This is a genomic window from Roseovarius conchicola (assembly GCF_041403425.1).
Classification (GTDB): Bacteria; Pseudomonadota; Alphaproteobacteria; order Rhodobacterales; family Rhodobacteraceae; genus Roseovarius; species Roseovarius conchicola.
Window position 1 is genome coordinate 22,027 of record NZ_JBGEHK010000008.1, and the last position, 23,251, is coordinate 45,277.

Sequence of the window (23,251 nt, forward strand, 5' to 3'; positions counted from 1 at the left end):
AGACGCTCACATCCGTCATATGCCAATCACCCGCTTCGGCACGCGGTCCGCTTACCTGTGTTGGAGCGACTTATGACCGTCACACTCCTATCTGACCCCAACAAACTGATTGCTCGCTTTGGTCTAGAATTCTGGGACCGTCTGACCTATCCCGGTATATTCCGAGGTGCCCCACGTCTCGTAACGCCGGTGCTTCTGTCCGTCGATGATGCAGAAACCATCGTGATTTCTGACTCTGACAGCGATGCCGCCCAAGCTTTGCCGGGTGACATCGACGTCGCCACCTATGGCCGCTATTTCCGCTGGGATGACGTGGATGGCACCCGGGCCTGCCTTGGATTTGGCGCGACCTTGCACAAGGTGGTCGGAGACAGAGAAGTGCTATGTGACCCCGATCTGCCGGTGGCCCGCTTTCAAGACCTTGCCGATTTTGCCAAGGTCAGCCTTTCCGGGTTCAGCCCGTCTCAGGATCTGGTTTTACATCGCAAATCCAAGTCAGAGATTGTCGCGCAATGGCGGCATACGAGGGATGCAGACGCTGAAAGGTTGCAGGATTTGATCGCGAAGATGCCCCATGGAAATCCTCTCGCGGCTGCCTTGCTGCGACCCATCGAAGGCTACGCCGCACTTGACTGGCTTGTCGAGGAAGTGGGCGTCGGAGCGGTCATGATCACGGCCCCGCATGAGGTCGAGATGTTCTCGGGCCTGCCTGCAGAGATGAACCGCCAGTTGGGGTTGATCGCCATTTGGGTCTCTGGCGATGACATCTTGATTGCTGCGCCGAAACAGCTCCCCCGCAGCGATTTTCGCGCGGAAGTGCCTGCGCGTCCCCTGGCAGACCTTCTGCTCGGCAAGGGCACTGTGGCTGTGCAGAAAAACGACATGAGCATCGGGCGTTGGTCGGAACTGACCAGCGCGGGCCTTGATCTGTGTGGGGGCGATGAAATCCTGTGCCGGTTTCAGGACCTCCGCGCAGGTGAGGACCTGATTTATTTCATCGTTGCGGGCAATGCAATGCTGGAAGGTATCGCCGCAGCCCGGCGCGCCTTTGGGCGGCATGGCAGGAACGGTATGAGTGAGAGAGACCTTGTAGGCGCCCACCGGATCGGTGCGCGCCGCTACCTTTCGGCGATGGGGTTCGAAGGCCGGGATGAGCGGTGTTTTGACATCGTGCACTCAGGCGCGCGGACCCATTTGCCCGCAACCGCCTCAGACGCAATTGTCACGGATCAGGATGTGACGATCAAATTTGATATGGGAATTTTCCTGAAGGATGCTGCCGGATGTGTGCGCGGCGTCTCGGATATTGCCCGGACAATCTGCACCGATCCCAATCTGGCACAAATGCATGATCTGATGCGTCGCTCATTGGTCAAAGACCTGATACCGCGCATCCGCCCGGGGATGACCGGCGCGGACGTGTATGCTGAGGGATTAAAATGCCTGGCCGCGCTGGAGTCTGAATTGCGCGCTGCCGGGTTGCTGCCCGATGGCTGCGGCGTCGATGGATACAGCCGCGATTGCGGCCATACGCTACAACGCCAAACGATCTCATCGGTCTACTTCCTGCCCAACAATTCCAAACTTGTTGAAGAGGGTATGCTGGGCTGTGTCGAATATGTTTGGCCCATTGGCGACATCCTTTTAGCCGTCGAAGACGGGTACTATGTCGCGTCAGACAAAACAGTGCCCTTCACCCATGAGGAGAAGGAATGACGGACCCAGAGATCACGGAAACCGAGTTGATCAAATTGACTTCGGATCTGGTGCGTATTCAAAGCCACTCCGGCGATGAACACGACGTTCAGACCTTCATCTTGGATTGGTTTTCCTCCCACGGGATCACCTGTGAACGCGAGCCTGCCAAAGATGGCCTGTTCAATGTGGTCACAAAAATCGAAGGCCAACCCGGCGGCCCGACGCTTTGGATTGGCGGCCATAGCGACACCGTTTCGACGGGGTCGGGCTGGAGCCACGACCCCTATGATGCGATTGCGCGTGATCGCTGCCTCTATGGGCGCGGAACGATGGACATGAAGGGCGGCTTGGCCTGTACCATGTTGGTGGCGCGAAATTTGCACGCCGCGCGTTCAGAGTGGCATGGCAGGGTCATCTTTGCATCGCTTGCCGATGAAGAGGCTTTCTCACGCGGGGCCGAAGCGCATGTGTTCGGCCTGGAACAGATCGACGCCGCACTGATGTGCGAACCCCATTTCGATGACGTCACCATCGGCGCCATGGGCAAGGTCAATATTGATGTCGAGGTCACCGGCCGCGCAGGCCATGCCTCGCGCCCTTGGCAGGGTGTGAACGCCATCTGCGAGGCGGGTCGGCTGCTGGCCTTGCTGGCGGATTTCGAGCGCCCGGCCTCTGGGGCCTTCCGGCCCAGCCACTGCGTCTTTGGGATCAGCGCAGGCAATGGCAGCTACACGATCTCGATCCCAGATCAGTGCAGCTTTCGGATCAACTGGCACTTTGGTCCGGATGAGACCGTCGATGACGGTATTGCGCAGATCGAAGGTCTGGCGCAGTCACTAAACTCACCCGCAACCTTCACTGTCAGCGCGCGGTCACCGCAATATGACGGCTACCTGCTAGCCGGAGACCATCCACTTGTCACGACTTTTACTGAGAGCGCGAAAACCGTGCTTGGCAGCGCGCCGCGGCCTGAAATTGGCAAAGGGGTTTCGGATGCGAATATCCTCTGTGGTCGCGCTGGCATTCCCACGCTGCTCTTTGGGCCGCGTGGCGGCAATATGCATTCGGATGACGAATATGTCGAACTCGACAGCCTGATCCAGGTGCCCCCCGTGCTGATGCATTTCGCGCGATCTACCCTTGTTCCTCAGTCTCCACTCAAAGAGATCCCCAGATGACCCAGTTCCGTCCAGATGTCTCCATTGAAAACGTGATGACGCATGTCACGCATATGCAGCAGCATTTCCCCAACCGAAAAAGCGGCGACGGTCAGGACTTGGAGGCCGCGCGTTACGTTGTCGAGCGGATGAAAGACTACGGGCTACGCGCGGAATTGCAGCCATTTGAAACCTATGACAGCGACATCGGCACATCCTGTGTGAAACTTGGTGGAATTGATGGCGAAGACATCGCCTCCCTGCCCTGCCTTCACGTTGAACCCACCCCTGACGCCGGCCTTACCGTCGAACTTGTTGATGTTGGACCGGGAGGGACCGAAGACTACGAAGGCAAAGACGTGCGCGGCAAGATTGTGCTGGCCGAAGTCTCCTATGCGCCGGCCACTCCGGAAAAGGCACGGATCGCGGCTGCAAACGGGGCTGCTGCGATCCTCTTGATGAACTGGGGGCGAGACAACAGCACAGAAATTCCCTGGCGCGGCCTGAAATCGGTTTGGGGCAATCCAACCCCGGAAAGCGTGGTCGAAATGCCTCTGATCCCTGGGGTCAGCATCTCGCGCGCAGATGGCCTCCGCCTGCGTGGCCTGATGGCTGAGGGGACGGTCACACTCTACCTGCGTCTGACCGCCCATCGCGAATGGCGCAGGCTCCACCAACCTGTGGCATGGCTGGATGCCCCTGAGACCGCGCCTCAACGAGACCAGTTCATGGTGGTCTCAGCCCATGTCGACAGTTGGAACCCCGGCGTCACCGACAATATCGCTGGCATGTCTGTCATTTTGGAAATGGCGCGCGCCTTTGCGGCGCAAAAAGACAAGCTGACACGCTCAGCCGTCTTCTGCTGCTGGAACGGCCACGAAGTTGCCGAAGCGGCTGGCAGCACTTGGTTTGTTGACAGTCACTGGGAAAAAATCAACCGTGACGCAGTCGGTTACCTCAATGTCGACAGCGTTGGGATGCGCAACACAAGCGTATTCCACGTCAATTGTAGCCCCGAACTGCAGGCATTGGCACACGCTGTCACGGATGAGGTCTATGCGGAACGCCTGCCACGTTCGGTAACGCCTTTGCGTCGGGTTGGCGACCAATCGTTCTTCGGCGTGGGGGTTCCCGCCATCACAGGACGACACATGTTCTCTGCCGAGGTGATCCGTGAGCACAACGGCGCGACATTGGGGTGGTACAACCACACAGGTTTTGACACTCTCGAAGAGGTTGATCCGGCAGCACTGGCTGGAGACTTGGAATGGAACTCCGCAGCACTAAGCTGCTTCCTAACAGAACAGACCCTCCCCTATCGCTTCGCTGATCGTCTCGCTGATATGAAAATCCGGTTCGAATCGGCCTTAACGAACAGCACGCAGAAATCCGGTCTTGAGGTCGTGTTCTTCGACATCGCTCGCCTGGAGCCTGAGATAGCCTGGCTCGATTCTGTTCTGATGCAGACTGATCTGCCGACGGCCCCGCGATTAATCGCGGATCGCGCTGCACGCCGCATTGCACGCCAGCTGACGTTTCTGACAAGCGCTGCTTTGGGCAAATATGGTCAGGATTCCTACGGTTCCAGCACACTGCTGCAACCTGTGCCTTTGTTGGCCTGCCTGGCGGAGTACGAAGCGACAACACCGGGAAGCATGGAAGAACGTCTGTTGTGGACAAAACTGATTCAACTGCGCCACCAACTGACAGATGCTTTTGAGCTAGCCCATAACGCAGCCGTGGACGCGCGAAATCTTTTTGCGACCGTAGAAAATGGCGAAACGGAGGACGGCTGAGATGGAAATTCAAATCCTAAATCCATCAAGCCGTACAGACACAGGGATCACCAAAGCGATTGGCCAAAGCCTCGCTTGGTGCCGGGGGCCATTGATGCCTGCGTTTCGGTGCCTGACGCTTGCTGATGGACCCCGTGGCATTTCCACTGCGGCCGACAGTGACAGGGCTTCCCCTGTAGTTGCGCGCCATATTGCTGAGGATGAAACCGCAAGCGCCTATGTCGTGGCATGTTTTTCGGACCCGGGTGTCTTCGCCGCACGCCAGTTGACCGACAAACCGGTGATAGGCATTGGTGAGGCCGGTTTTGCCGCTGCGATGATGCTTGGAGATCAGATCGGTACAATCTCAGTCTCGAAAGGTGGCGCCAAGAAGGTCAAGCGTCAGGTCCGGCATCTTGGTCTGACTATGCGCCATGGAGGGCATCGGGATCTTGGGCTCGATTATGGAGATCTTCAACATCACGACCTCGTCAATGAAACGCTCATTAGGCGGGTGCAGGAAATGGTGGATGAGGGTGTCGACGTCGTTCTTTTTGCTGGCGCAGGTCTGGCGCAATATGCAGGCAATTTGCAAATGAAAACCAGTTTGCCTGTTGTTGATCCTACGCAAGCCGCTGCGCTGGTGGCACTAACGCAAGCCATGGCCCAGTCAAAGTGTTGAGGACCCGGCGATCATGGGCATGACAATTGAACTGATCATTTTCGGTGTGGTTGTCGCCTTTGCAATCCCAATTCTCGTCGGGCTGGACAAACTCTTTGATAAATAACTACCGGAGGATAATATGACTCATATTGTAGCTAAACCCGCAAACGCCGCCGAACCTGCGCCAGAATACCTCTGGCCCGACGGTGCGCAATCCGCCGTCTTTCCAGCATTCGATGTAGACAGTGAATCCGTCTGGCTGGGAGCTGACCCAGAAAACCAGCGACGGCTGGTGACCACCTCTTACGGCGGCTATGAGGCCCGCGTCGGGATTCCGAAGATCTTAGAAGTGCTGCGCCGCCACGAAGTCCGGGCAACCTTTTTTATCACCGGATGGTCGATTGAAGCTCACCCAACGACCTGCGAAACAATCCTGAATGACGGGCATGAAATCGCCCATCACGGGTATCTGCATCTGAGGCCGGATACCGCCGATCAAGCAACATTGGAAGAAGAGATGGATCGCGGTCTCGAAGTGATGAAGCGCGTGTTAGGGGTCACCCCGGTCGGCTATCGTGCCCCTTGGGGCGAAACCAGTCCTGAAAATATGGAGCTTCTCAAGTCACGCAGCATTCGGTACTCAAGTTCGTTCCGAGATGACATTCGTCCCTATCGCCACCTGCTGGCCAGCGGTCCCGGTCCTGTCGAAATTCCCGTGAATCTGTCATTCGACGACTGGACTTATGGCTTAACTCATCGCACCAGCCCCCGCCCGATGTTTCCGCGTCAGCATGTGTTGGACATTTGGAAAGAAGAGTTCGACCAAACCCACGAATGGGGCGGAGTCACAACCATGGTAATGCACCCGCAGGTGACAGGTAGACCAATGCGTATCAACATCATGGACCAGTTTCTGTCCCATGTACGCGCAACCGGAAACACTTGGATCGCGACGGGGGCTGAGATCTGCAGTCATTACGAATCTTGCGAGGCCAAGTCTGGCTGACACCACAGACGGCGTTAGATATTCAGGTTAAAGCTCACAACTCAAGGGCCGCTTCCTGCATTGTGAATCTGCCGAGAGCATGACCGTCCGCCTGATGGTTGAACTGTGTTCCAGTCTTATGGGCCGCTCCGTGATGGACCGCCCGACGCGAGGCTTCTGAAAATGGTAGAAATGAAACAAGATCTGAACACCGTTCCCTTTGTCAGCGTCAAAAACATGATGCGCTTGGTTTTCAGCATTGCGTTGGAAAAGCCCATTGGCTTTTGAACGACAGGCCGCTTAAATGAGAACCCGGTGCGGTACTAAAGCGCGATAGGTCCAAACCCTATTTGTTAACGTTGGTTTCGATCACAGAGGAAGACGGTGCACTATCTGGATCAATAGCACGCAATTTGTAGGCGTCGCTCTTTAGGGCCCAATTTTCATAGAGAGATACGATGTCCTGAAGTGGCCATTTGGAGTCATCGATACGTAGGTCTGTCTCCTTCAAATCGTCAGGGCCCATAACGACCAGCGATGCCGATTGCAGCGGGTCGCGCTCGCTGCCCGCTGCTTCACCTGACAGAATTCCTGCGAGAAGCTTATTTTCAAGAGTGCCGGAAGCCTCTTCGAAGCCATGAACCATCTCCGGCAACACCTCAGCGCTTCCCAGAAAGTTCCCGATTGCCAGGCAATCCGCCCCAACGAGACCGCCGGAATGATCGAGGCAGGAACTGCCCGTGTAGTGCATTCCTTCACCCGTAAGCGTCAACACACCAAGCTGGCGCCAATGATTGGCATGGGCTGCGCTTCGCATTGCCTGAAGCACTTCGGCCGCGTCGGCACCTTCTTGAAAGGCTTGCAGCCCGATACGGTGCAGACGTGGGTCTGTACGCGCCTGCGAGAAAACCACGCATCCGGGCCCCACGGCACCGACACGCGCTCCAACGGCGACGGAGGAGGTAGTGACAGCGAAACCGATGCGGCACGTCTCGGGGCAGCGCCCAGCAAGCGAATAAGTCATTCTTCGATTTCTACTCCGGTCTGCGTCGCGATCAGCCCATAATGTTCGATCCGACGGTGTTTTGCGAAGTTGAACACTGAGCGTCGAATGTACTCGCCGAGTTTCAAGTCACAATTGTAAGTGATGAGTTCGTCTTCTTCAGTCACCGCACGCGCAACGGTTTCTCCGGTTGGAGCCACGATAGCTGATCCTCCAATCATAGTGAATCCGTCCTCAGAGCCACATTTTGCGGCTGCCATGACCCAAGCCCCATTTTGATACGCTGCTGATTCCAGGCTCAGACGGTGGTGATGCTCACGCAGGTGTACTGGTTCACTGTGGTGAATGTTACGGGTGGGGGTATTATACCCGAGCATGAACACTTCAGCACCCTTAAGGGCCATTACCCGAAACGTTTCAGGCCAGCGACGATCGTTGCAGATGCACATCCCAATTCGCCCTACATCTGATTTGTAGACCGGAAAACCGAGATCTCCCACTTCGAAATAGCGTTTTTCTAGGTGCTCAAATTCCGCGTCACCAATAGGATCTTTGGTACCGGGCAAATGGATCTTGCGGTACTTGCCAATGATATCTCCGCTCGGTGAGACAAGAACCGATGTATTGAAGCGTCTGATTTGCCCATCAATCAATGTCTTTTCTGCGTAGCCTAAGTAGAAGCCAATACCCAACTCGCGGGCGGTATCAAACAAAGGTCGCGTTGCTGTCGAGGGTAGGCTTTCCTCATAAAATCGGTCAAATTCATCAGGATGGTTATACAGATAACGTGGAAAAAAGGTGGTTAAGGCTAACTCCGGAAACGTGACCCAACGCGCGCCGCGCGCATTCGCCTCACGCAATAGATTTACGAGTCGACCGACCACCGCCTCGCGAGTGTCATCCAACTGAATAGGACCTAGCTGTGCCACCGCAAACACGACATTTCGGCTCATTCGTTCCTCCAATAATGGGTAGACTCAAAGGTGTAGACAAGTTGACCTTCAGCGGGAAATAATAATTTAGGCCTATGAAATAAGAGAAGGTTATTGTTGATGCTCCGCTTGCGGCAACTTGAGATGCTTTGCGCCGTTGTAGAGCTTGGAACCACATCTGGTGCGGCGGAAGCACTAGGTGTTAGCCAACCCGCAGTTTCGAATATGATCAGACATATTGAGGACTTGGTTGGATTTTCACTGTTCCGCCGTGAAAAGGGCCGTCTGACTCCAACTCCAGAGGCCCTACATATCGCCCAAGAAGCCCAGCATCTTTTTGCACAGCAAAAGCGCATGGACCGGATCGTCCAACAAATTCGGGGCGGCACTACCGGCCAGCTGAGCTTGGTCGCAACACCTTCAATAGGAAATGTTTTGCTGCCAGAGTTAGTAACTCGTTTCATGCAGACAAAGTCGAGACTGAAGCCGAGCATTGAGTTGGGCAGCGTCGACGAAGTGATCCAATACTTAGTCAGCGGTCGCTCGGAACTGGGTTTTTCAATTACTCCGCCACGGCATTCTGCATTAAATGTTCAATCTTTGGCGGAAGGCCAAATGGTTTGCGCCATGCCGACAGATCATGACTTGGCCCATGCGCGATTTGTTAGGCTCGTAGACCTAAACCATGTTAAGCACATCTCTTATGGAACATCCACGCCACTGGGCCAGATGATCGATCAAGCATTTTCGAGACAGGGCATCGAACGCCGCTATGATTGCGAGGTACGTCACACATCGACTGCTTTGGAATTGGTCTCTGCGGGTGCTGGTGTCGCTTTGGTGGACAGTTTTGCTCTACAAGGCACCGCTCGAGGCGGCATCATCTCCCGCCCGATCGAGCCCACTCTCCCTGTTAGGTTATATGGAACTACATCCAAGCTCTTTCCAACGTCACAAATGGTTCGACTGTTCCAACAGTTTCTGCAGAATGCGTTGGATACTGACGCCGATCCGGACAAAAGTACATAATCTTAGATTATTCTAGAGGTCAAATTTTTTATTTCTCCAAATAGAGTGCCTCTGATTTGATGGCTCTGTGCCGCATTTCTGTTGCGGCATCTCGTGGAGAATACAGCAGAATGTCGAAGCCAATCATATCGGTACGGAAAGCCGTTAAAACATACGGATCAGTCCGCGCTTTAGACAACATTGACTTGGATATTCACGAAGGAGAGTTTCTAACGCTACTCGGCCCATCTGGTTCTGGGAAGACGACGCTGCTGTCCGCGATTGCTGGTTTCCTCTCATTGACAAGCGGATCGATTCAGGCGCGCGGGTCAGATATTACGCGGCTGCCGCCGGAAAAGCGCGACTTTGCAATGGTATTTCAAGGGTATGCGTTGTTTCCAACAATGACCGTGGCTGAAAATGTCGGCTACCCGCTTCGGGTACGAAAGGTACCGGTTTCGAAACGAACTGAACGCGTGCGCGAATGCCTAGATTTGGTGCAAATGTCAGGTTTTGCAGACCGGATGCCGCACCAACTTTCAGGTGGGCAACAACAGCGGATCGCACTGGCGCGCGCCTTGTCGTTCAAGCCTGACGTCTTGCTTTTGGACGAGCCGCTCTCAGCACTAGACAAAAAACTCCGTGCTGATCTGCAGTGGGAACTCAAAGCTCTGCATGACAGGTTGGGCGTCACGTTTATCTACGTCACCCATGACCAGGAAGAAGCCATGTCGATGTCTGATCGGGTCATAATCCTGAATGACGGCTTCATTCAGCAGGAAGGCCTGCCAAACGAGCTTTACGACTTTCCCAAAAACAAGTTCGTTGCGAGCTTCCTTGGAAAGTCAAACTTCATCCCATCGAACATAAAGAACCAGGGTAACGGCAGATATACAGCCAAAGTTGCGGAGCAGAGTTTTGATATCCCACAAAACCCCGGGAGCAGTTTCGACGGATACACTAGCCTCGCGATCCGACCAGAACGGATCCGAATGGGATTGCCGGGGCACGAGTGTTTTACCGGTCGCATCCGGCAAGTAAGCTATCTAGGTGAACGCTGTCTCGTCCTGGTGGATCACGACGCTTTCGGTGAAATCCTGATTTCGCAAACGACTTGGAATGCAGAAATACCACCGGAAACCAATTTGGAAATTAGTTTCGGTTGGGATGGGAATGCATGCGTACCGATTGACGAGGTCTGAGAGCCGGGGCGCGTGCCAATGGCACGCCCAAGATAGATAACAAAAGTCCGACAAAACAAGGGCTGCAACCAACCTAACCAACTTGGAGAAAGAGCCATGGAGACAACGGATCAACAATTCAAAACCGATCTCGCTGAAATTGCAGTTGAGAAATACAAAGCGGGAACCTTATCGCGGCGTGGATTTCTGACTGCGCTCGGCGCACTGGGGCTGGTGCCAATGCTTGGAAACCGGGCTCATGCTCAAGCGTCGGAAATCGTAATTTGCAACTGGGGCGGAGCGGCCTCTGAAATCCTTGCAGATGTGTTGGGCACTGCGTTCACCGCAGAAACGGGCATCCCACTCCGCGTCGATGGCGCAGGTCCATCGCCGGGAAAAGTGCGCGCTATGGTCGAAAGCGGTGCGGTCGTCTGGGACGTGCTGGACAGTGGCGCTGGGTCTGCGATTGTCATGAATAAGGCGGGTATAATCCAGCCAATCGATTATGACATTGTGGATGCGACTAAAGTTCTGGAGGGTACAGCGCTTCCCTTCGCGGTTGGAAACTACCTATTCGGCTATGGTTTGGCCACAAACCCAACAATGCTTCCAAATGGTGTGCCACAGAACTGGGCAGATGTCTGGGATGTAGAGCAATTCCCTGGCATGCGGACTTTCCGCAAATCCGTGCGCGGCCAATTGGAAAGCGCGGTTTTAGCCTTGGGAATACCGAGGGAGGAAGTCTACAGCTTCCTTGACGAAGAGGGTATCAAAGCTGCCATCGCGAAATTCCGCGAGTTGCGCGACAACATCATCGTCTGGGGTTCGGGCTCCGAGAGCCAGAACCTCTTCCTTCAAGGCGAGGTAACCATGGGCAAGATCTGGTCAACGCGTGCCTTCCTGCTAAAGGATCAGATGGAGCCCGGTACTTTCCAACTGAGTTTTGAAGGCGGCGTCTTGCAGCCGGGAATGTGGGCTGTGCCTGTGAACAACCCTGCAGGCACCAAAACGGCCATGAACTTCATCGCAATGACGCAAGATGCTAATCTGCAAGTTGAGTGGTTCAAAGCCATCGGCAACGCGCCGATCAACCCGGAGGCCGCCACGATGGTCCCATCCGAACTGGCCGCTTGGAACCCAGCTGATGCTGCAAACGTCGCCCGGATGGTGATCTATTCGGACGAGTGGTACGGCAAAAACCAAGTCCATGCCGAAGAGCTCTATATCGACGCGCTTATAGGCTGATTTGACGAGAAGGAACTCCCGAAAATGTCCGAAAAGTCAAGATATTGGATGCTTGCACTACCTGCGCTGGCGCTGATGACCATCTTTTATATTTGGCCCGTTCTGAACATCTTCGGGGTTTCTGTAACTGAACCCGAACCAGGCCTCGGGAACTATGCTAGGATGTTTGATTCCAATGCCGTGAGGGTGAGTTTTGTCCTCACATTCCGCATTGCGGCCTTGACCACAGTCTTCTGTTTGTTTTTGGGCTACATCGTCGCTTATGCGATCACAACTTACGGTGGCCGCTGGGGGCCTTTGATGCTTGGCCTAGTGCTGCTGCCCTTTTGGGTTTCTGTCCTGGTGCGGTCTTTTGCCTGGATCGTGCTGCTCGGCCGTTCGGGGCTGGTGAACGATACCTTGACGGGATGGGGGCTGACGGAGGCTCCGATCCGTCTGATGCATAACGAACTTGGCGTGCTGATCTCGATGGTACATGTCATGTTGCCCTTTGCCATCCTGCCAATGCTCGCCAATATGCGGGGAATTTCTCAAAGCCACATGATGGCAGCCCGAGGCCTTGGTGCGAGCGAGTGGCGTGCCTTTCGAGAGGTCTACTTCCCACAAACACTTCCTGGCGTGTTTTCAGGTGGCCTTTTGGTCTTTGTGTTGTCGCTTGGATTCTACATCACGCCGGCGCTCTTGGGTGGCGGACGTGTGATGATGCTTTCCGAATACATCACCTATCAGATTCAGGAACTCCTACGGTGGGGGCTTGCTGCTTCGTTGTCGGCTGCTTTGCTGGTAGCCACGGCGCTTGTGCTGATTATGGCCGGGCGTTTCGTAAACCTACGCAAAGTCTTTCTGGAGCGCAAATAATGCCAAAGTCAACTCTGCGCATCTTTTTCTCTACCGGCTGCTGGATGGTGTTGGCGTTTCTTGTTCTTCCCATTCTCATAGTCATACCCGTATCATTTACTGACACCGCATTCATTGGGCTTCCTCGTGATGGGTTGTCGACCCAGCACTATGAAACATTCCTCAGCTCCCCCAAGTGGCTTCACGCAAGCTTCACAAGCCTATGGATTGGTGTACTTGTGGCGGCGGTCTCAACCATGCTGGGCACACTCTTTTGTATCGGCGTTTGGTTTTTGTCGGACCGGGCAGCCATGATCGCGCGTTGGGTGATGATTGTTCCCATTTTGGTGCCGCCGGTGGTTCAGTCGTTGGGGTTTTATAAGTTCTGGGTTGTGCTAGGCTTGATCGATACGCACTTCGGCGTTATCCTTGCGCATACACTCTTGGCGCTACCATATGTGACAATATCGGTTTTTGCAGCACTAACTAACCTAGACCGGCGAATTCCACAGGCTGCGCGCAACCTAGGGGCTTCATTGCCCCTAACCATCCTGACTGTGATCCTACCCTCAATTCGACCGGGTATGATTGCCGGCGCTCTCTTCGCCTTCACTGTGAGTTTTGACGAGGTTGTAGGTGTGCTGTTCCTAACCGTGCGCCGGGTGGAAACCCTGCCGAAGGTCATTTGGGATGGTATACAAGAATCAATCGACCCCGTGATCGCGGCCGTCGCGACAATCCTTGTTGCGATCACGCTGCTTGTTACCGTGTTTGGCCTGCGAGGACGCAAAGTATGGGTGCCGCGCGCCGGAAATGAGTAAAAATGGGGGATACGACGCATGACTTTTTCCATCATCGGTCATTGTGAACGCACTGGAGCCTTTGGGGGCGCGATCACTACCTCTGATCTCGCCGTGGGTAACAGATGTCTTCGTTTGGCTCATGGCAAAGGGGCAATTCTGTCACAACATCGTACGGACAGTCGGCTCGGAGATATTGGTATTGCTCTTTTGGCCAAGGGGCAGAGCGCAGAAGACACAATCCAGGAGGTCTGTGATTCCTCGCCAGACATCGACTGGCGGCAATTAGGTGCATTAGATGCACGCGGCAAATCCACCGTCTATCATGGTCGGCGGATGTATTCGATTTATAGCCACTGCACGGCGCCCGGCTGCCTTGCACTGGGCAATATTCTTGATAATGATCGGGTCACCAATGCAATGGCTGCTGCCTTCGCTGCCGATTCAGAGCTGCCGCTAGCCGAAAAATTGCTGCGTGCGCTTGAGGCAGGAGAAGAATCCGGTGGCGAGGTTGTTGGTGTGCTGCGATCAGCTGCACTTCAGGTCACAGGAGAGCATGGCATCGCTACTTATGACCTGCGTATCGACATGTCTGACGGTCGTGCAGTTCAGGATCTGCGATCACTTTTCGAAGCCTATAAGGGCCGCGAAAAAAGCTTGCGCGATGTCGCTCTCAGTCCTGATGCGGTACCAGTGCAAAGAGTGCTTTTTGACGCTAGCATCCAGCGAATTGAAGAGCTGGGCCTATCCGACCGCTTCCCGACCGCCGAGCAACACCAAAACTGGATCATCTCGGGGTAGCTGATATGGAATTAGACACCGTCATTCACTCAGGTCAGATTGCGACTGCTGACTGGACGGCATTCGGAGACATTGGGATCAAAGATGGCCGCATTGCGGCCATTGCTGAAAAGCTGCCTGATGGCAATCAACGCATTGACGCGGGCGGGCGGATTGTTATGCCCGGAGGTATTGAAGCACACTGCCATATCGCTCAGGAAAGCTCGTCCGGGGTTATGACCAGCGACGATTATTTAAGCGGCTCAACATCAGCGGCGTTTGGCGGAAATTCCACAATCATTCCATTCGCCGCACAACATCGCGGACAATCCGTGGGAGATGTGATCTCGACGTACAGCGCGCGCGCCGCCAGTTCCGTACTGGACTTTTCCTGGCATCTCATCATCACCGATCCGACCGAAACTGTCTTAAGCGAAGAATTACCCCACGCGTTCCAGTCTGGCATCACCAGCTTCAAGGTTTTCATGACCTATGATCTTATGAATATCGGCGACGGAGGGATGCTGGATATTTTGACCATCGCCCGGAAGCATGGTGCGATCACGATGGTCCATGCAGAAAACAATGACATGGTCAAATGGATGAATCGGCAGTTGGTGGATCGCGGCCTGACAGCCCCGCGCTACCACGCTATTTCACGCCCGGAACTCGCGGAAGCGGAAGCGATTAACCGCGCGATTCAGCTATCCAAACTTGCCGATGCGCCACTTTTTGTTGTGCATGTTTCGACCGCCGCCGGTGCCGAGATTGTCCGGCGTGAGAAATTTGCAGGCGCAAAGCTTTTTGCCGAAACCTGCCCACAATATCTCGCACTGACGCGGCAAGCACTCGACAAACCCGGGATGGAGGGCGCAAAGTTCATCTGTTCTCCGCCACTACGCGGTGCAGAAACACAGGACGCACTATGGCACCACGTGTGCGAAGGCACATTCGAAAGCGTGAGTTCAGATCACGCGCCCTATCGCGCGGACGAAACCGGTAAGTTTCTCAATGGCAAGGATGCCCCCTATCCCAAGATTGCCAATGGCATGCCCGGGATCGCAGCCCGCCTGCCTTGGCTTTTCTCCGAGGGGGTCGTCTCGGGGCGCATAACGCTTGAACAGTTTGTTGCACTAAGTTCCACAAACGCTGCGCGCACCTTTGGCTGTAAAACAAAAGGGCGCATCGCCCCGGGTTGCGATGCTGACATTGCGATCTGGAATCCTGAAACTAGACGCAGAGTAACTTTAGAAAACCAGCACGACAACATGGACTATACGCCCTTTGAAGGGCAAGAGCTGGCAGGCGTCCCGGAAGTGGTAATGAACCGCGGCAACGTCATCGTAAAACACGGCACATTAAAAGCTGTTCCAGGGCAGGGTCGCTTCTTCAAACGTGCACCGATAGAACCGCGCGGTCGGTCAGGTGTAGTGCTGCCCGAATTCAATCCTGAGCAGAATTTCGGCACGGTCCTACGAACGTGAGTATTCTTGTCTACAATCCAAACTCATCTATGACGGTCACGCTGGCTATCGCTGACTCACTCAAACCGCTGGGTGAGTACTTCGAAGTCACGCTAAATGTCGATGGCCCTGCGACGATCCGAACCGACGAGGATGCCTATCTGGCTGGCAACATGTTTCTATCACGCGCCCTAACCTCGGATTGCGACGGTTTCATCATCGCCTGTTTTTCCGACCCGGGATTGGATCAAGCGCGTGCAAAATTGACAAAACCGATAACCGGAGCACAGGAGGCATCTATTTTGGAGGCCACTGAACGCGCGGAACGGTACGGTATCATCGCGCTTTCGTCTAAGGCTGTTCCACGGCACCAAAAGAACATTGCGAAAATGGGGTTGCTGGATAGGCTTGTGGCCGAGCTGCCGCTTCCCGACGTTTCCGCAGCAGCTTCAGGACAAGATGTTATCTGGCCGGAGATGCTGACAAATGGGCGTGACCTTAAACGACAAGGCGCCGGAGCTATTGTGCTCGGTTGTGCGGGTATGGGGACGCTTGCTGAGAGGCTTCAGGCGGAACTCAGTATTCCTGTAATTGATCCAGTCCAAGCGGCAGGAAAGCTCGCACTTAGACGGCGGAACCAGCAAACTAACAGGAGACCAGTGTGATTAACTCGCTCCCAAGCAACGACAAAACGACGGCTGTCTTCGGCAGCTACGTTCTGGATGGCCGTTCTGAAATCCCAACTGTCATTCGCGATCATTGGGTGATCCTAGAAGGCGATAGGGTTGCCGCGATTTCCGATACACGGCCAATTGGCGCGGATGTCGTGCTTGATGCGCCGGGGCGTTTTGTGCTGCCAGGGCTGATGAACTTGCACAACCATTGTTTTAGTGAAGCAATCGCACGCAGCCATGTGGAAGATGGCGGTGGTGTTAAGGCGGACAAAAGTATCGTTTATACCGTGCTGTTGCCGCTCTCAAAGTCTGGTCTGGATATTCTCTCATCCCAAGAACGCCTTGCGATTGCGCGCATGGGAATTGTTCAACTGTTGCTGGGTGGTGCGACGTCGGTGATGGAACCGTTCCGCAACGGTATTCCAGAGATGTTTGTTGCGGCCCTGGAACTCGGCATTCGCTTTTGGGGGGCACCATATCTCTTCTCGGCGTCCGATCCCCGTGCAGAAGATGGGGAAGTTGTCTATAATGTGCAATCCTCGGACGGATCGGACAACACAGCCGACCTTAAGGCTTGGAATGCCCTCTATGAAACCTGGCAAGGTCGGGACAATGGACGCATCGGTCTTGCAATGAGCCCTCATGCGACCGACACTTGTGATCCGGATTTGCTGCGCGCCTCGGTCGAACGTGCTCGGCATCTTGGTGTCCCCATCACGACGCACTTAGCACAAAGTGCCAGTGAGGTCGAGAAAATCAAAGCGAGATGGGGCGGCAGGACACCGGCCGAATACCTCGATTGGCTTGGTGTCCTTGGGCCGGATCTTTTGGCAGCGCATTGTGTGTTCTGCTCGGACAATGATCTGGCACTTTTACGCAAACGTGATGTCACCGTCATGTCTTGCCCCCGCGTGTTTGTCCGCATCGCAAGAACCGCGGCATTTGGCCGGTTCGAAAAGGCAGGGTTGCGCACGATGGTCGGCACCGACGGATACAACATGGATCTGTTAGGAGAGTTGAACGCGGCCGCAATCATTTCCAAAACAACGTCCGCCGATCCAGAAATTGCTTCTGCATCGAAGCTGCTGCAAAGCGTGACTTCGGCCGGCGGCAAGGCAGTTGGTAGGCCGGACATCGGGCGCCTGAAACCTGGCGCAAAGGCCGATCTAACGGTTGTCGACATGACCCATCCGCACTTGCAACCCCACATGGATCCGGTCCGTACCCTGATATCGCTTGCAAACCGGGCCCAGATTGACAGCGTGATTGTCGATGGCCGTTTGCTTGTTTCAGGCGGTGAGATCTGTTTGGGGGATCAGTCCCGCATTGTAGCCGAGGGCTGCGCCGCGATTGAAAAAATCTGGGATCTTCCCGAAGCGCGCGCGGCATTGTCGAAAGCATAACGTACCCCACCCTAGCTTTGGACCGACACGTTCAGGCTTCGGTGGTTCAAGGACGGTTTTCTGGCCAACATGATTTTCCACGTACTCCCGCTGGCAGAAGATAGTTTTCTGTGACTCGACTGTGATCGGAGAAATTCCGGCTCCAACTTCTGTGACACTGACGCCAAACAAAAGGAGACACCATGGCGTCCGCCTCCAGACAGCTTATTCGACAGGTCTTAAATGCCTACAATTCCGAATTTGAATCCAGCGTTGTTAACCATGCCAAATCTTTGTTGCTTGACACCTTGGGGGTGTCGCTTGCTGCGAGAGAGGCCCCCGAAGCACTCAGATTACGTAAAGCGCTTCAAAACTCGGGGGGCCTGACTTCGGCTGGTAGCGGTGCGATCCTTTGGGGAAGCCAAAACACTGCTTCTTGTGGGGACGCTGCCCTATACAACGGAACTTTGGCTCATGCCCTTGAGTTGGATGATTTCGGAGGCGCAGACCACTCAGGAGCCGTTGTGTTCCCGGCAGTTCTCGCAGTGTCTGAGCTTCCGCTTAATCTGTCCGGCCTGGAATTTCTGAAGGCGGCGATCGCAGGTTACGAGGTAGCCCGCAGGGTGCTTGAGGCAGCAGGTGCCTACCGCATTCACAATGCAGATGCGGGCTGGCATTCTACTGCGACATGCGGTGCGCCTGGCGCGGCCGTTGCCGCCGGCTTGGTTCTTGGTCTTGATGAAGATCAACTGGTGAGTGCTCTCGGATTCGCCACAACAATGATCGGAGGGACCTGGGCTTTCAACTCGGATGGCGCAATGAGCAAGCGTCTGCATCCGGGTTGGGCAGCAAACCTTGGTGTCAACGCAAGTCTATGGGCGCAAGCCGGAATTACTGGTCCCGAGTTTGCCTTTGAAGCTGATTGGGGGGGGTTCTTCAATACCTATGCCAAGGAAGGCGCGGAACCTCAGAAACTGCATGAAAATTTTTGGGTCTGGCCGCGGGTGCTGCGAAGTGGAGTCAAACCATATCCGTGCTGTAGGGACAACCACAGCGTAGTAGATATCATGCTAGATCTGCACAGTGAGGTTCAGGGACAGCTTTCCAACGTTAAGCGAATCGAAATCAGATGTATTCCAGAGATGTACAAAATGTTGTCAAATGCGACACCAAAAAACATGGTCGAAGCACAACTTTCAATGCCTTACAGTTCCGCTGTAGCTTTGGTTGATGGGAAAGTAACTTTGGATCGCTTTGCCAACGAGGCTCTGGCTGACCCAACTGTCCGCCGCATAATCGAAAAAATTGAAATGACGTCCGACGCAAGTCTTGAAGATGATGCTGAACCTCTAGTTCTGGTCCATATGAACGATGGAACCACTAACGAACGCACAATTCCGTTCGCTAAGGGAGACCATAAAAACCCCCTTGGCACTGAAGAAATTGAAGCAAAGTTCTTTGACATGTGTAGGATCGGAGGCATCGGAAATTCAGCAAAAGAAATCGTCGAGGTTGTTGACCGGATTGAGACTGCGGAAAGCATTCGCCCATTGCTTGATCTTCTGGAGGCGCCAACTCAAGAGACATCGAACGGAGCACCTGGCAAAGCGGCATGAACGGCGATTACTGAATTACTCGTGGTAACCTTTTAACTGAATCTCCCTGAGTGGCGGTCTCCGTCACAACCTGGCCCGGCGTAATGCCGGGCCCTTTTTTCGAGGAGGAATGTTTAAGCCTGTTCAAAGTCAATAAGGTGTTCCAACGGGTAGCCTGAGAACTTTTTCACCTTTGACAAAACGCAGTGGCTGCGAATTTTTGCGATCGGCGACTTAGTGGTTAGTCGCTCAGTTATCCCTGTGTAGTCGTCAACATCACGGCAAATGAAACGCGCAAAGTAATCATAGTCGCCCGACACCTGATAGCACTCAACAAGAGACCGCTCGCTCTTAACCGCTGCTTCCAACTTTCTGAACGCATAGGGGTTGTGTTCACGGAGGCTGATTTCAGCCAGGAAGGATACATTGCTACAGATTTTGCCGATATCGAGGTTGGCAACGTAGTTTAGGATCACACCTGACTTTTCCATGTTCTTGATACGCTTGTGGCACGGGCTTGTGGACAAGCCGGATTCGTGCGCAACTTCGGCAATGCTGCGCCTCGCATTATCTTGAATTAAAAGAAGAATTTTTCTGTTAACCAGATCAAGAGGGTTTTCCATGCGGATGCATCCAAGGCTGTGTCGTTGATTTATGTAACTCAAAGGATTTTGCACAACGGACGTGACAAAAAAAACTGTGCCAACGGTAGACACGTGACAATAAATGTCGTCAAGGCAAAAAATACAACTATAACTCCTCAATTCTTCGTGTGATCCTCTGGCGTGGTTACAACATGGAGGAAAATATGTCTCAGTCTATCAAAAAACTTGCAGGGAGTGCTCTCACCGCTGCCGTATTGTCCGGCGCACCCGCGCTGGCGGGCACTTTGGAAGAAGTGATTGAGCGCGGTCATCTGGAGTGCGGCGTCAGCACAGGGTCGTCGCCCGGCTTCGCTTTTTTGAACGAAAACAACGTCGTCGAAGGAATTGATGCGGACACTTGCAGGATTGTCGCTTCGGCGATCTTTGGCGATCCGGGAAAGGTCGTATTTTCTCCTCTTGAGAACAAAGAACGCTTCACAGCCCTTCAGGCGGGTGAGATCGACATGCTCGCTCGCACGACCACTTGGACCCTGTCGCGTGATGTCGGCCTGGCTTTCGATTTTGCAGCCGTCAACTACTACGATGGTCAGGGGTTCATTGTCCGGGCCGATCTCGGAGTTTCCAGCGCCAAAGAACTGGATGGCGCAACGGTCTGCACCACCAGCGGAACGACATCTGAACTGAATCTTCGTGATTTCTTCTCGGCAAACGGGATGACATTCAGTCCGGTCGTCTACGAAAAGTCTGCGGAAACCCGGACATCATTCTTCGCTGGCCGTTGCGATGCGTTCAGTTCTGATGCTTCCTGGATCGCCGGTCTTCGCCTCCAGGCTGAAAACCCGGACGACTACGTGGTTCTGCCTGATATCATTTCCAAGGAGCCTCTGGGCATCGTTGTGCGCCACGGTGACAACGTATGGAAAGATGCTGTTGCCTGGGCATTTTATGCGGCCGTCGAGGCAGAAGAGCTGGGGATCACCTCGGAAAACGTTGATGAAATCCTGGCCAACAACACCAACCCGGCGGTCGCACGTTTCCTCGGTGCTGAGGGCAACTTGGGTGAACAACTGGGCTTGCCGGCAGACTATGCCTACCAGGTCATCAAAAATGTCGGAAACTACGGTGAAATGTTCGAGCGTACTGTTGGGAAGGATTCCCCACTCAATCTTGAACGTGGCATGAACGCTCTTTGGACCGACGGCGGCATGCAATACGCGCCTCCTGCACGCTGATTTTAGAAAGCTAACAACACCAGCGCGACACAACTGTCGCGCTGGTGTTCTAATAGGAGGTTACTATGAATAGGCAGCATTTTAGCATGGCAGTTCAAGCGGCAACCATAATTGGCTTGTCCTTGTTTACCTGGTTTTTGATCATCACGACTAAGTCGAACCTAGATGCAACAGGAATGTCCAGCGGATTTGGCTTTTTGGAAGAGAAGTCCGGTTTTGAAGTCGCGTTTTCGCTGATCGACTATTCAGGCGACAACACCTATTGGCGTGTTTTTCTGGTAGGCATTACCAACACGCTCTTGGCATCCGTAATTTCGATCATTGGGTGTACGGTAATCGGTTTCCTTGTGGGCATCGCGTTGCTGTCTCGCAACTCTCTGACCGCAGGCGTCGCCCGTATTTATGTTGAAACGTTCCGTAACGTGCCGCTGCTTTTGAACATTCTGTTCTGGTACTTCGTCATACTCAACTTGTTCCCACGTGTGGCAGACAGTTTCGAATTCGGGAATTTCGCCTATCTGAACCAGCGTGGGTTCTATCTGCCGGCAATCGAAACCACGGGTCTGGGCAGATTAATTTTGCTGGCAATCATCAGCCTGACAACCGTTGCTGTCTTCACATACTCAAAACGCCAGAAAGAACTGAAGGGCTTTGGTATCTTCAGGACCGGTTGGATTTTTCTGATTTCGGTTGTCCTAATCGCGCTGTTTATGGTTGTTGGCATAATCCCGACAGAGATCGAGTTGCCGACAAAAACCCGGTTTAACATTTCTGGCGGCGTTTCCATCATCCCCGAGCTTTTTGCTCTGGTGATCGGCTTGTCAATCTATCACGGAGCATTTGTCGCCGAATATGTTCGCGGGGGGTTGCTTGCAGTTTCCAAAGGACAATCTGAAGCCGCACTTTCGACCGGGCTGTCTGATTGGCACACAATGCGACTGGTTATTCTGCCGCAAGCCATGCGTGTCATCATCCCACCCTACATCAGCAACAATCTGAATGTGGTGAAAAATTCATCACTGGGAGCCGCAATTGCATTCCCTGAACTGGTAAATGTTTTTGCAGGAACGTCGCTGAACCAGACCGGACGAGCCATCGAGATCGTTCTAATGGTGATGCTGTTCTATTGTATCATTTCGATGCTGATCTCCCTGGTTATGAACATCTACAACGCAAAGGTGCAGATCAATGAACGGTAAACTCGTATCTTTTGCGCGCAGTCTTGTTGCGACCCCTTTCAGCATCGCAATGACGCTGGTTTGGATTTTCATCGCCTACAAGGTTGTTCCGCCAGTTGTGAATTGGGCACTGTTTGAAGCAGTATTCATTGCCAAAGACGGCTCTGAATGTTCGCGTAGCGCCGCTTGTTGGGCTTTCATTGCCGCACGTTTTGATGACTTCGTATTCGGGCGATATCCGGCAGAAGAACGTTGGAGGGTGGCAGTCGCATTTGCCTTGCCTCTGGCACTCGCCCTGTCATCCAGAAACGCCTCTCAGAAGAGCCGTGGAAAGATTCTTTTTTCTTCGATCCTGATTTTTCCGGTTTCTGTACTCGCGTTTATGTATGGGGGTGTAATGGGGTTGGAGGTCGTTGAAACTCGTTTGTGGGGTGGCTTTGCCCTGACACTTGTCATTGCAACCTGCTCGATTGCTTCGGCATTGCCAATCGGGATATTGCTCGCACTTGGCCGTCGTTCTCACATGCGCGTAATTGCCCTGCTCTCAACGATCTTTATTGAAGCTGCGCGATCCGTTCCGATGATCACAGTACTCTTTGTGGCCTCAATCATGTTCCCGTTCTTCGTGCCTGAGGGTATCGAGATCGACAAACTTCTGAGGACAATCATTGCGATTTCGCTCTTTGCCGGAGCCTATATGGCCGAGGTTATCAGAGGCGGACTTCAGGCTGTGCCCACAGGACAGTACGAAGCGGCGGCGGCAATGGGGCATGGCTATTGGCAAAGCATGCGCTTTGTCATTCTGCCCCAAGCGTTGCGCATTTCGATCCCGGCAATCGTCAATCTCTTCATCGGTTTCTTCAAGGATACGACGCTGGTGTTGGTGATCGGATTATTCGATTTGCTCAATATGGTGCTTTCCGCAACTTCCGACCCCAAGTGGTTGGGTTTCGAGGTCGAAGGCTATGTGTTCGCCGCCTTCGTCTATTTCATTTTTTGCTACAGCATGGGCCACTACGCCCGACGCTTGGAAGCCAAACAGAAACATAGTTAGGTG

At 53.9% G+C, this 23,251-nt stretch carries 21 protein-coding genes; 18 read left to right on the forward strand and 3 right to left on the reverse strand.

All coding sequences use genetic code 11. The features are described from left to right. Positions 1 to 72 precede the first annotated feature (72 nt). From V6N02_RS18230 to V6N02_RS18250, 5 genes are all read left to right on the forward strand, one after another. Complete coding sequence (locus V6N02_RS18230; RefSeq protein WP_371227930.1) at positions 73 to 1,716, forward strand: M24 family metallopeptidase; 1,644 nt, start codon at positions 73 to 75, stop codon at positions 1,714 to 1,716. Continuing rightward, positions 1,713 to 2,876: a M20 family metallopeptidase gene (locus V6N02_RS18235; RefSeq protein ID WP_371227932.1), complete on the forward strand. Its 1,164-nt coding sequence runs from the start codon at positions 1,713 to 1,715 to the stop codon at positions 2,874 to 2,876. The genes V6N02_RS18230 and V6N02_RS18235 overlap by 4 nt, the downstream gene beginning before the upstream one ends. Next, positions 2,873 to 4,651 (forward strand): M28 family peptidase, encoded by a 1,779-nt coding sequence (locus tag V6N02_RS18240; protein WP_371227934.1) that lies wholly within the window; start codon positions 2,873 to 2,875, stop codon positions 4,649 to 4,651. Before V6N02_RS18235 ends, V6N02_RS18240 begins: the two co-directional genes overlap by 4 nt. 1 nt (position 4,652) lies before the next feature. Continuing rightward, a complete protein-coding gene (locus V6N02_RS18245; RefSeq protein ID WP_371227936.1) occupies positions 4,653 to 5,312 on the forward strand; it encodes an aspartate/glutamate racemase family protein in 660 nt (219 codons plus the stop codon). Between the two features lie 121 nt (positions 5,313 to 5,433). Then, positions 5,434 to 6,300, forward strand: a complete 867-nt coding sequence (locus tag V6N02_RS18250; RefSeq protein ID WP_371227938.1) for a polysaccharide deacetylase family protein — start codon at positions 5,434 to 5,436, stop codon at positions 6,298 to 6,300. Between the two features lie 325 nt (positions 6,301 to 6,625). Here V6N02_RS18250 and V6N02_RS18255 read toward each other — a convergent pair whose 3' ends face one another. Then, positions 6,626 to 7,303: a DUF1028 domain-containing protein gene (locus V6N02_RS18255; RefSeq protein ID WP_371227940.1), complete on the reverse strand. Its 678-nt coding sequence runs from the start codon at positions 7,301 to 7,303 to the stop codon at positions 6,626 to 6,628. Then, positions 7,300 to 8,235, reverse strand: a complete 936-nt coding sequence (locus tag V6N02_RS18260) for an N-carbamoyl-D-amino-acid hydrolase (protein WP_371227942.1) — start codon at positions 8,233 to 8,235, stop codon at positions 7,300 to 7,302. Before V6N02_RS18260 ends, V6N02_RS18255 begins: the two co-directional genes overlap by 4 nt. A 99-nt stretch (positions 8,236 to 8,334) precedes the next feature. On the opposite strand from V6N02_RS18260, the gene V6N02_RS18265 reads away from it, so the two are divergent. From V6N02_RS18265 to V6N02_RS18310, 10 genes are all read left to right on the forward strand, one after another. After that, the gene (locus V6N02_RS18265) at positions 8,335 to 9,243 is read left to right on the forward strand and encodes a LysR family transcriptional regulator (protein ID WP_371227944.1); all 909 of its coding nucleotides are present in this window, start codon (positions 8,335 to 8,337) and stop codon (positions 9,241 to 9,243) included. Between the two features lie 110 nt (positions 9,244 to 9,353). Further along, complete coding sequence (locus tag V6N02_RS18270; RefSeq protein ID WP_371227946.1) at positions 9,354 to 10,424, forward strand: ABC transporter ATP-binding protein; 1,071 nt, start codon at positions 9,354 to 9,356, stop codon at positions 10,422 to 10,424. 96 nt (positions 10,425 to 10,520) lie between these two features. Next, a complete protein-coding gene (locus V6N02_RS18275) occupies positions 10,521 to 11,648 on the forward strand; it encodes an extracellular solute-binding protein (RefSeq protein ID WP_371227948.1) in 1,128 nt (375 codons plus the stop codon). Positions 11,649 to 11,672: 24 nt separating this feature from the next. After that, the gene (locus V6N02_RS18280; protein ID WP_371227950.1) at positions 11,673 to 12,506 is read left to right on the forward strand and encodes an ABC transporter permease; all 834 of its coding nucleotides are present in this window, start codon (positions 11,673 to 11,675) and stop codon (positions 12,504 to 12,506) included. Beyond that, positions 12,506 to 13,306, forward strand: a complete 801-nt coding sequence (locus V6N02_RS18285; protein WP_371227952.1) for an ABC transporter permease — start codon at positions 12,506 to 12,508, stop codon at positions 13,304 to 13,306. The genes V6N02_RS18280 and V6N02_RS18285 overlap by 1 nt, the downstream gene beginning before the upstream one ends. Before the next feature lie 18 nt (positions 13,307 to 13,324). Next, a complete protein-coding gene (locus V6N02_RS18290) occupies positions 13,325 to 14,086 on the forward strand; it encodes a DUF1028 domain-containing protein (protein WP_371227954.1) in 762 nt (253 codons plus the stop codon). 5 nt (positions 14,087 to 14,091) lie between these two features. Next, positions 14,092 to 15,549, forward strand: a complete 1,458-nt coding sequence (gene hydA, locus V6N02_RS18295; protein ID WP_371227956.1) for a dihydropyrimidinase — start codon at positions 14,092 to 14,094, stop codon at positions 15,547 to 15,549. Then, a complete protein-coding gene (locus V6N02_RS18300; protein WP_371227958.1) occupies positions 15,546 to 16,193 on the forward strand; it encodes an aspartate/glutamate racemase family protein in 648 nt (215 codons plus the stop codon). Before hydA ends, V6N02_RS18300 begins: the two co-directional genes overlap by 4 nt. Next, on the forward strand, positions 16,190 to 17,605 hold the full coding sequence (locus V6N02_RS18305; RefSeq protein ID WP_371227960.1) for an amidohydrolase family protein: 1,416 nt from the start codon (positions 16,190 to 16,192) through the stop codon (positions 17,603 to 17,605). The genes V6N02_RS18300 and V6N02_RS18305 overlap by 4 nt, the downstream gene beginning before the upstream one ends. A 182-nt stretch (positions 17,606 to 17,787) precedes the next feature. Then, positions 17,788 to 19,200 (forward strand): MmgE/PrpD family protein, encoded by a 1,413-nt coding sequence (locus V6N02_RS18310; protein ID WP_371227962.1) that lies wholly within the window; start codon positions 17,788 to 17,790, stop codon positions 19,198 to 19,200. Between the two features lie 113 nt (positions 19,201 to 19,313). Here V6N02_RS18310 and V6N02_RS18315 read toward each other — a convergent pair whose 3' ends face one another. Next, positions 19,314 to 19,802 (reverse strand): Lrp/AsnC family transcriptional regulator, encoded by a 489-nt coding sequence (locus tag V6N02_RS18315; protein WP_371227964.1) that lies wholly within the window; start codon positions 19,800 to 19,802, stop codon positions 19,314 to 19,316. 185 nt (positions 19,803 to 19,987) lie between these two features. Here V6N02_RS18315 and V6N02_RS18320 point away from each other — a divergent pair, with 185 nt between their 5' ends. The 3 genes from V6N02_RS18320 to V6N02_RS18330 all read left to right on the forward strand — a co-directional run bounded on the left by V6N02_RS18320 (position 19,988) and on the right by V6N02_RS18330 (position 23,248). After that, positions 19,988 to 21,016 carry an amino acid ABC transporter substrate-binding protein gene (locus tag V6N02_RS18320; protein WP_371227966.1) on the forward strand — a complete coding sequence of 343 codons (1,029 nt, stop codon included), beginning with the start codon at positions 19,988 to 19,990 and terminating at the stop codon, positions 21,014 to 21,016. Positions 21,017 to 21,102: 86 nt separating this feature from the next. After that, positions 21,103 to 22,215, forward strand: a complete 1,113-nt coding sequence (locus V6N02_RS18325; protein WP_371227968.1) for an amino acid ABC transporter permease — start codon at positions 21,103 to 21,105, stop codon at positions 22,213 to 22,215. After that, positions 22,205 to 23,248: an amino acid ABC transporter permease gene (locus tag V6N02_RS18330; RefSeq protein WP_371227970.1), complete on the forward strand. Its 1,044-nt coding sequence runs from the start codon at positions 22,205 to 22,207 to the stop codon at positions 23,246 to 23,248. Before V6N02_RS18325 ends, V6N02_RS18330 begins: the two co-directional genes overlap by 11 nt. Positions 23,249 to 23,251 lie beyond the last annotated feature (3 nt).

What these genes read in the sequence shown, in the direction of transcription:
- V6N02_RS18230 (WP_371227930.1), top strand. Translation starts at nt 73, where the DNA reads ATGACCGTCACACTCCTATCTGACCCCAACAAACTGATTGCTCGCTTT.
- V6N02_RS18235 (WP_371227932.1), top strand. Translation starts at nt 1,713, where the DNA reads ATGACGGACCCAGAGATCACGGAAACCGAGTTGATCAAATTGACTTCG.
- V6N02_RS18240 (WP_371227934.1), top strand. Translation starts at nt 2,873, where the DNA reads ATGACCCAGTTCCGTCCAGATGTCTCCATTGAAAACGTGATGACGCAT.
- V6N02_RS18245 (WP_371227936.1), top strand. Translation starts at nt 4,653, where the DNA reads ATGGAAATTCAAATCCTAAATCCATCAAGCCGTACAGACACAGGGATC.
- V6N02_RS18250 (WP_371227938.1), top strand. Translation starts at nt 5,434, where the DNA reads ATGACTCATATTGTAGCTAAACCCGCAAACGCCGCCGAACCTGCGCCA.
- V6N02_RS18255 (WP_371227940.1), bottom strand. Translation starts at nt 7,303, where the DNA reads ATGACTTATTCGCTTGCTGGGCGCTGCCCCGAGACGTGCCGCATCGGT.
- V6N02_RS18260 (WP_371227942.1), bottom strand. Translation starts at nt 8,235, where the DNA reads ATGAGCCGAAATGTCGTGTTTGCGGTGGCACAGCTAGGTCCTATTCAG.
- V6N02_RS18265 (WP_371227944.1), top strand. Translation starts at nt 8,335, where the DNA reads ATGCTCCGCTTGCGGCAACTTGAGATGCTTTGCGCCGTTGTAGAGCTT.
- V6N02_RS18270 (WP_371227946.1), top strand. Translation starts at nt 9,354, where the DNA reads ATGTCGAAGCCAATCATATCGGTACGGAAAGCCGTTAAAACATACGGA.
- V6N02_RS18275 (WP_371227948.1), top strand. Translation starts at nt 10,521, where the DNA reads ATGGAGACAACGGATCAACAATTCAAAACCGATCTCGCTGAAATTGCA.
- V6N02_RS18280 (WP_371227950.1), top strand. Translation starts at nt 11,673, where the DNA reads ATGTCCGAAAAGTCAAGATATTGGATGCTTGCACTACCTGCGCTGGCG.
- V6N02_RS18285 (WP_371227952.1), top strand. Translation starts at nt 12,506, where the DNA reads ATGCCAAAGTCAACTCTGCGCATCTTTTTCTCTACCGGCTGCTGGATG.
- V6N02_RS18290 (WP_371227954.1), top strand. Translation starts at nt 13,325, where the DNA reads ATGACTTTTTCCATCATCGGTCATTGTGAACGCACTGGAGCCTTTGGG.
- hydA (WP_371227956.1), top strand. Translation starts at nt 14,092, where the DNA reads ATGGAATTAGACACCGTCATTCACTCAGGTCAGATTGCGACTGCTGAC.
- V6N02_RS18310 (WP_371227962.1), top strand. Translation starts at nt 17,788, where the DNA reads ATGGCGTCCGCCTCCAGACAGCTTATTCGACAGGTCTTAAATGCCTAC.
- V6N02_RS18315 (WP_371227964.1), bottom strand. Translation starts at nt 19,802, where the DNA reads ATGGAAAACCCTCTTGATCTGGTTAACAGAAAAATTCTTCTTTTAATT.
- V6N02_RS18320 (WP_371227966.1), top strand. Translation starts at nt 19,988, where the DNA reads ATGTCTCAGTCTATCAAAAAACTTGCAGGGAGTGCTCTCACCGCTGCC.
- V6N02_RS18325 (WP_371227968.1), top strand. Translation starts at nt 21,103, where the DNA reads ATGGCAGTTCAAGCGGCAACCATAATTGGCTTGTCCTTGTTTACCTGG.
- V6N02_RS18330 (WP_371227970.1), top strand. Translation starts at nt 22,205, where the DNA reads ATGAACGGTAAACTCGTATCTTTTGCGCGCAGTCTTGTTGCGACCCCT.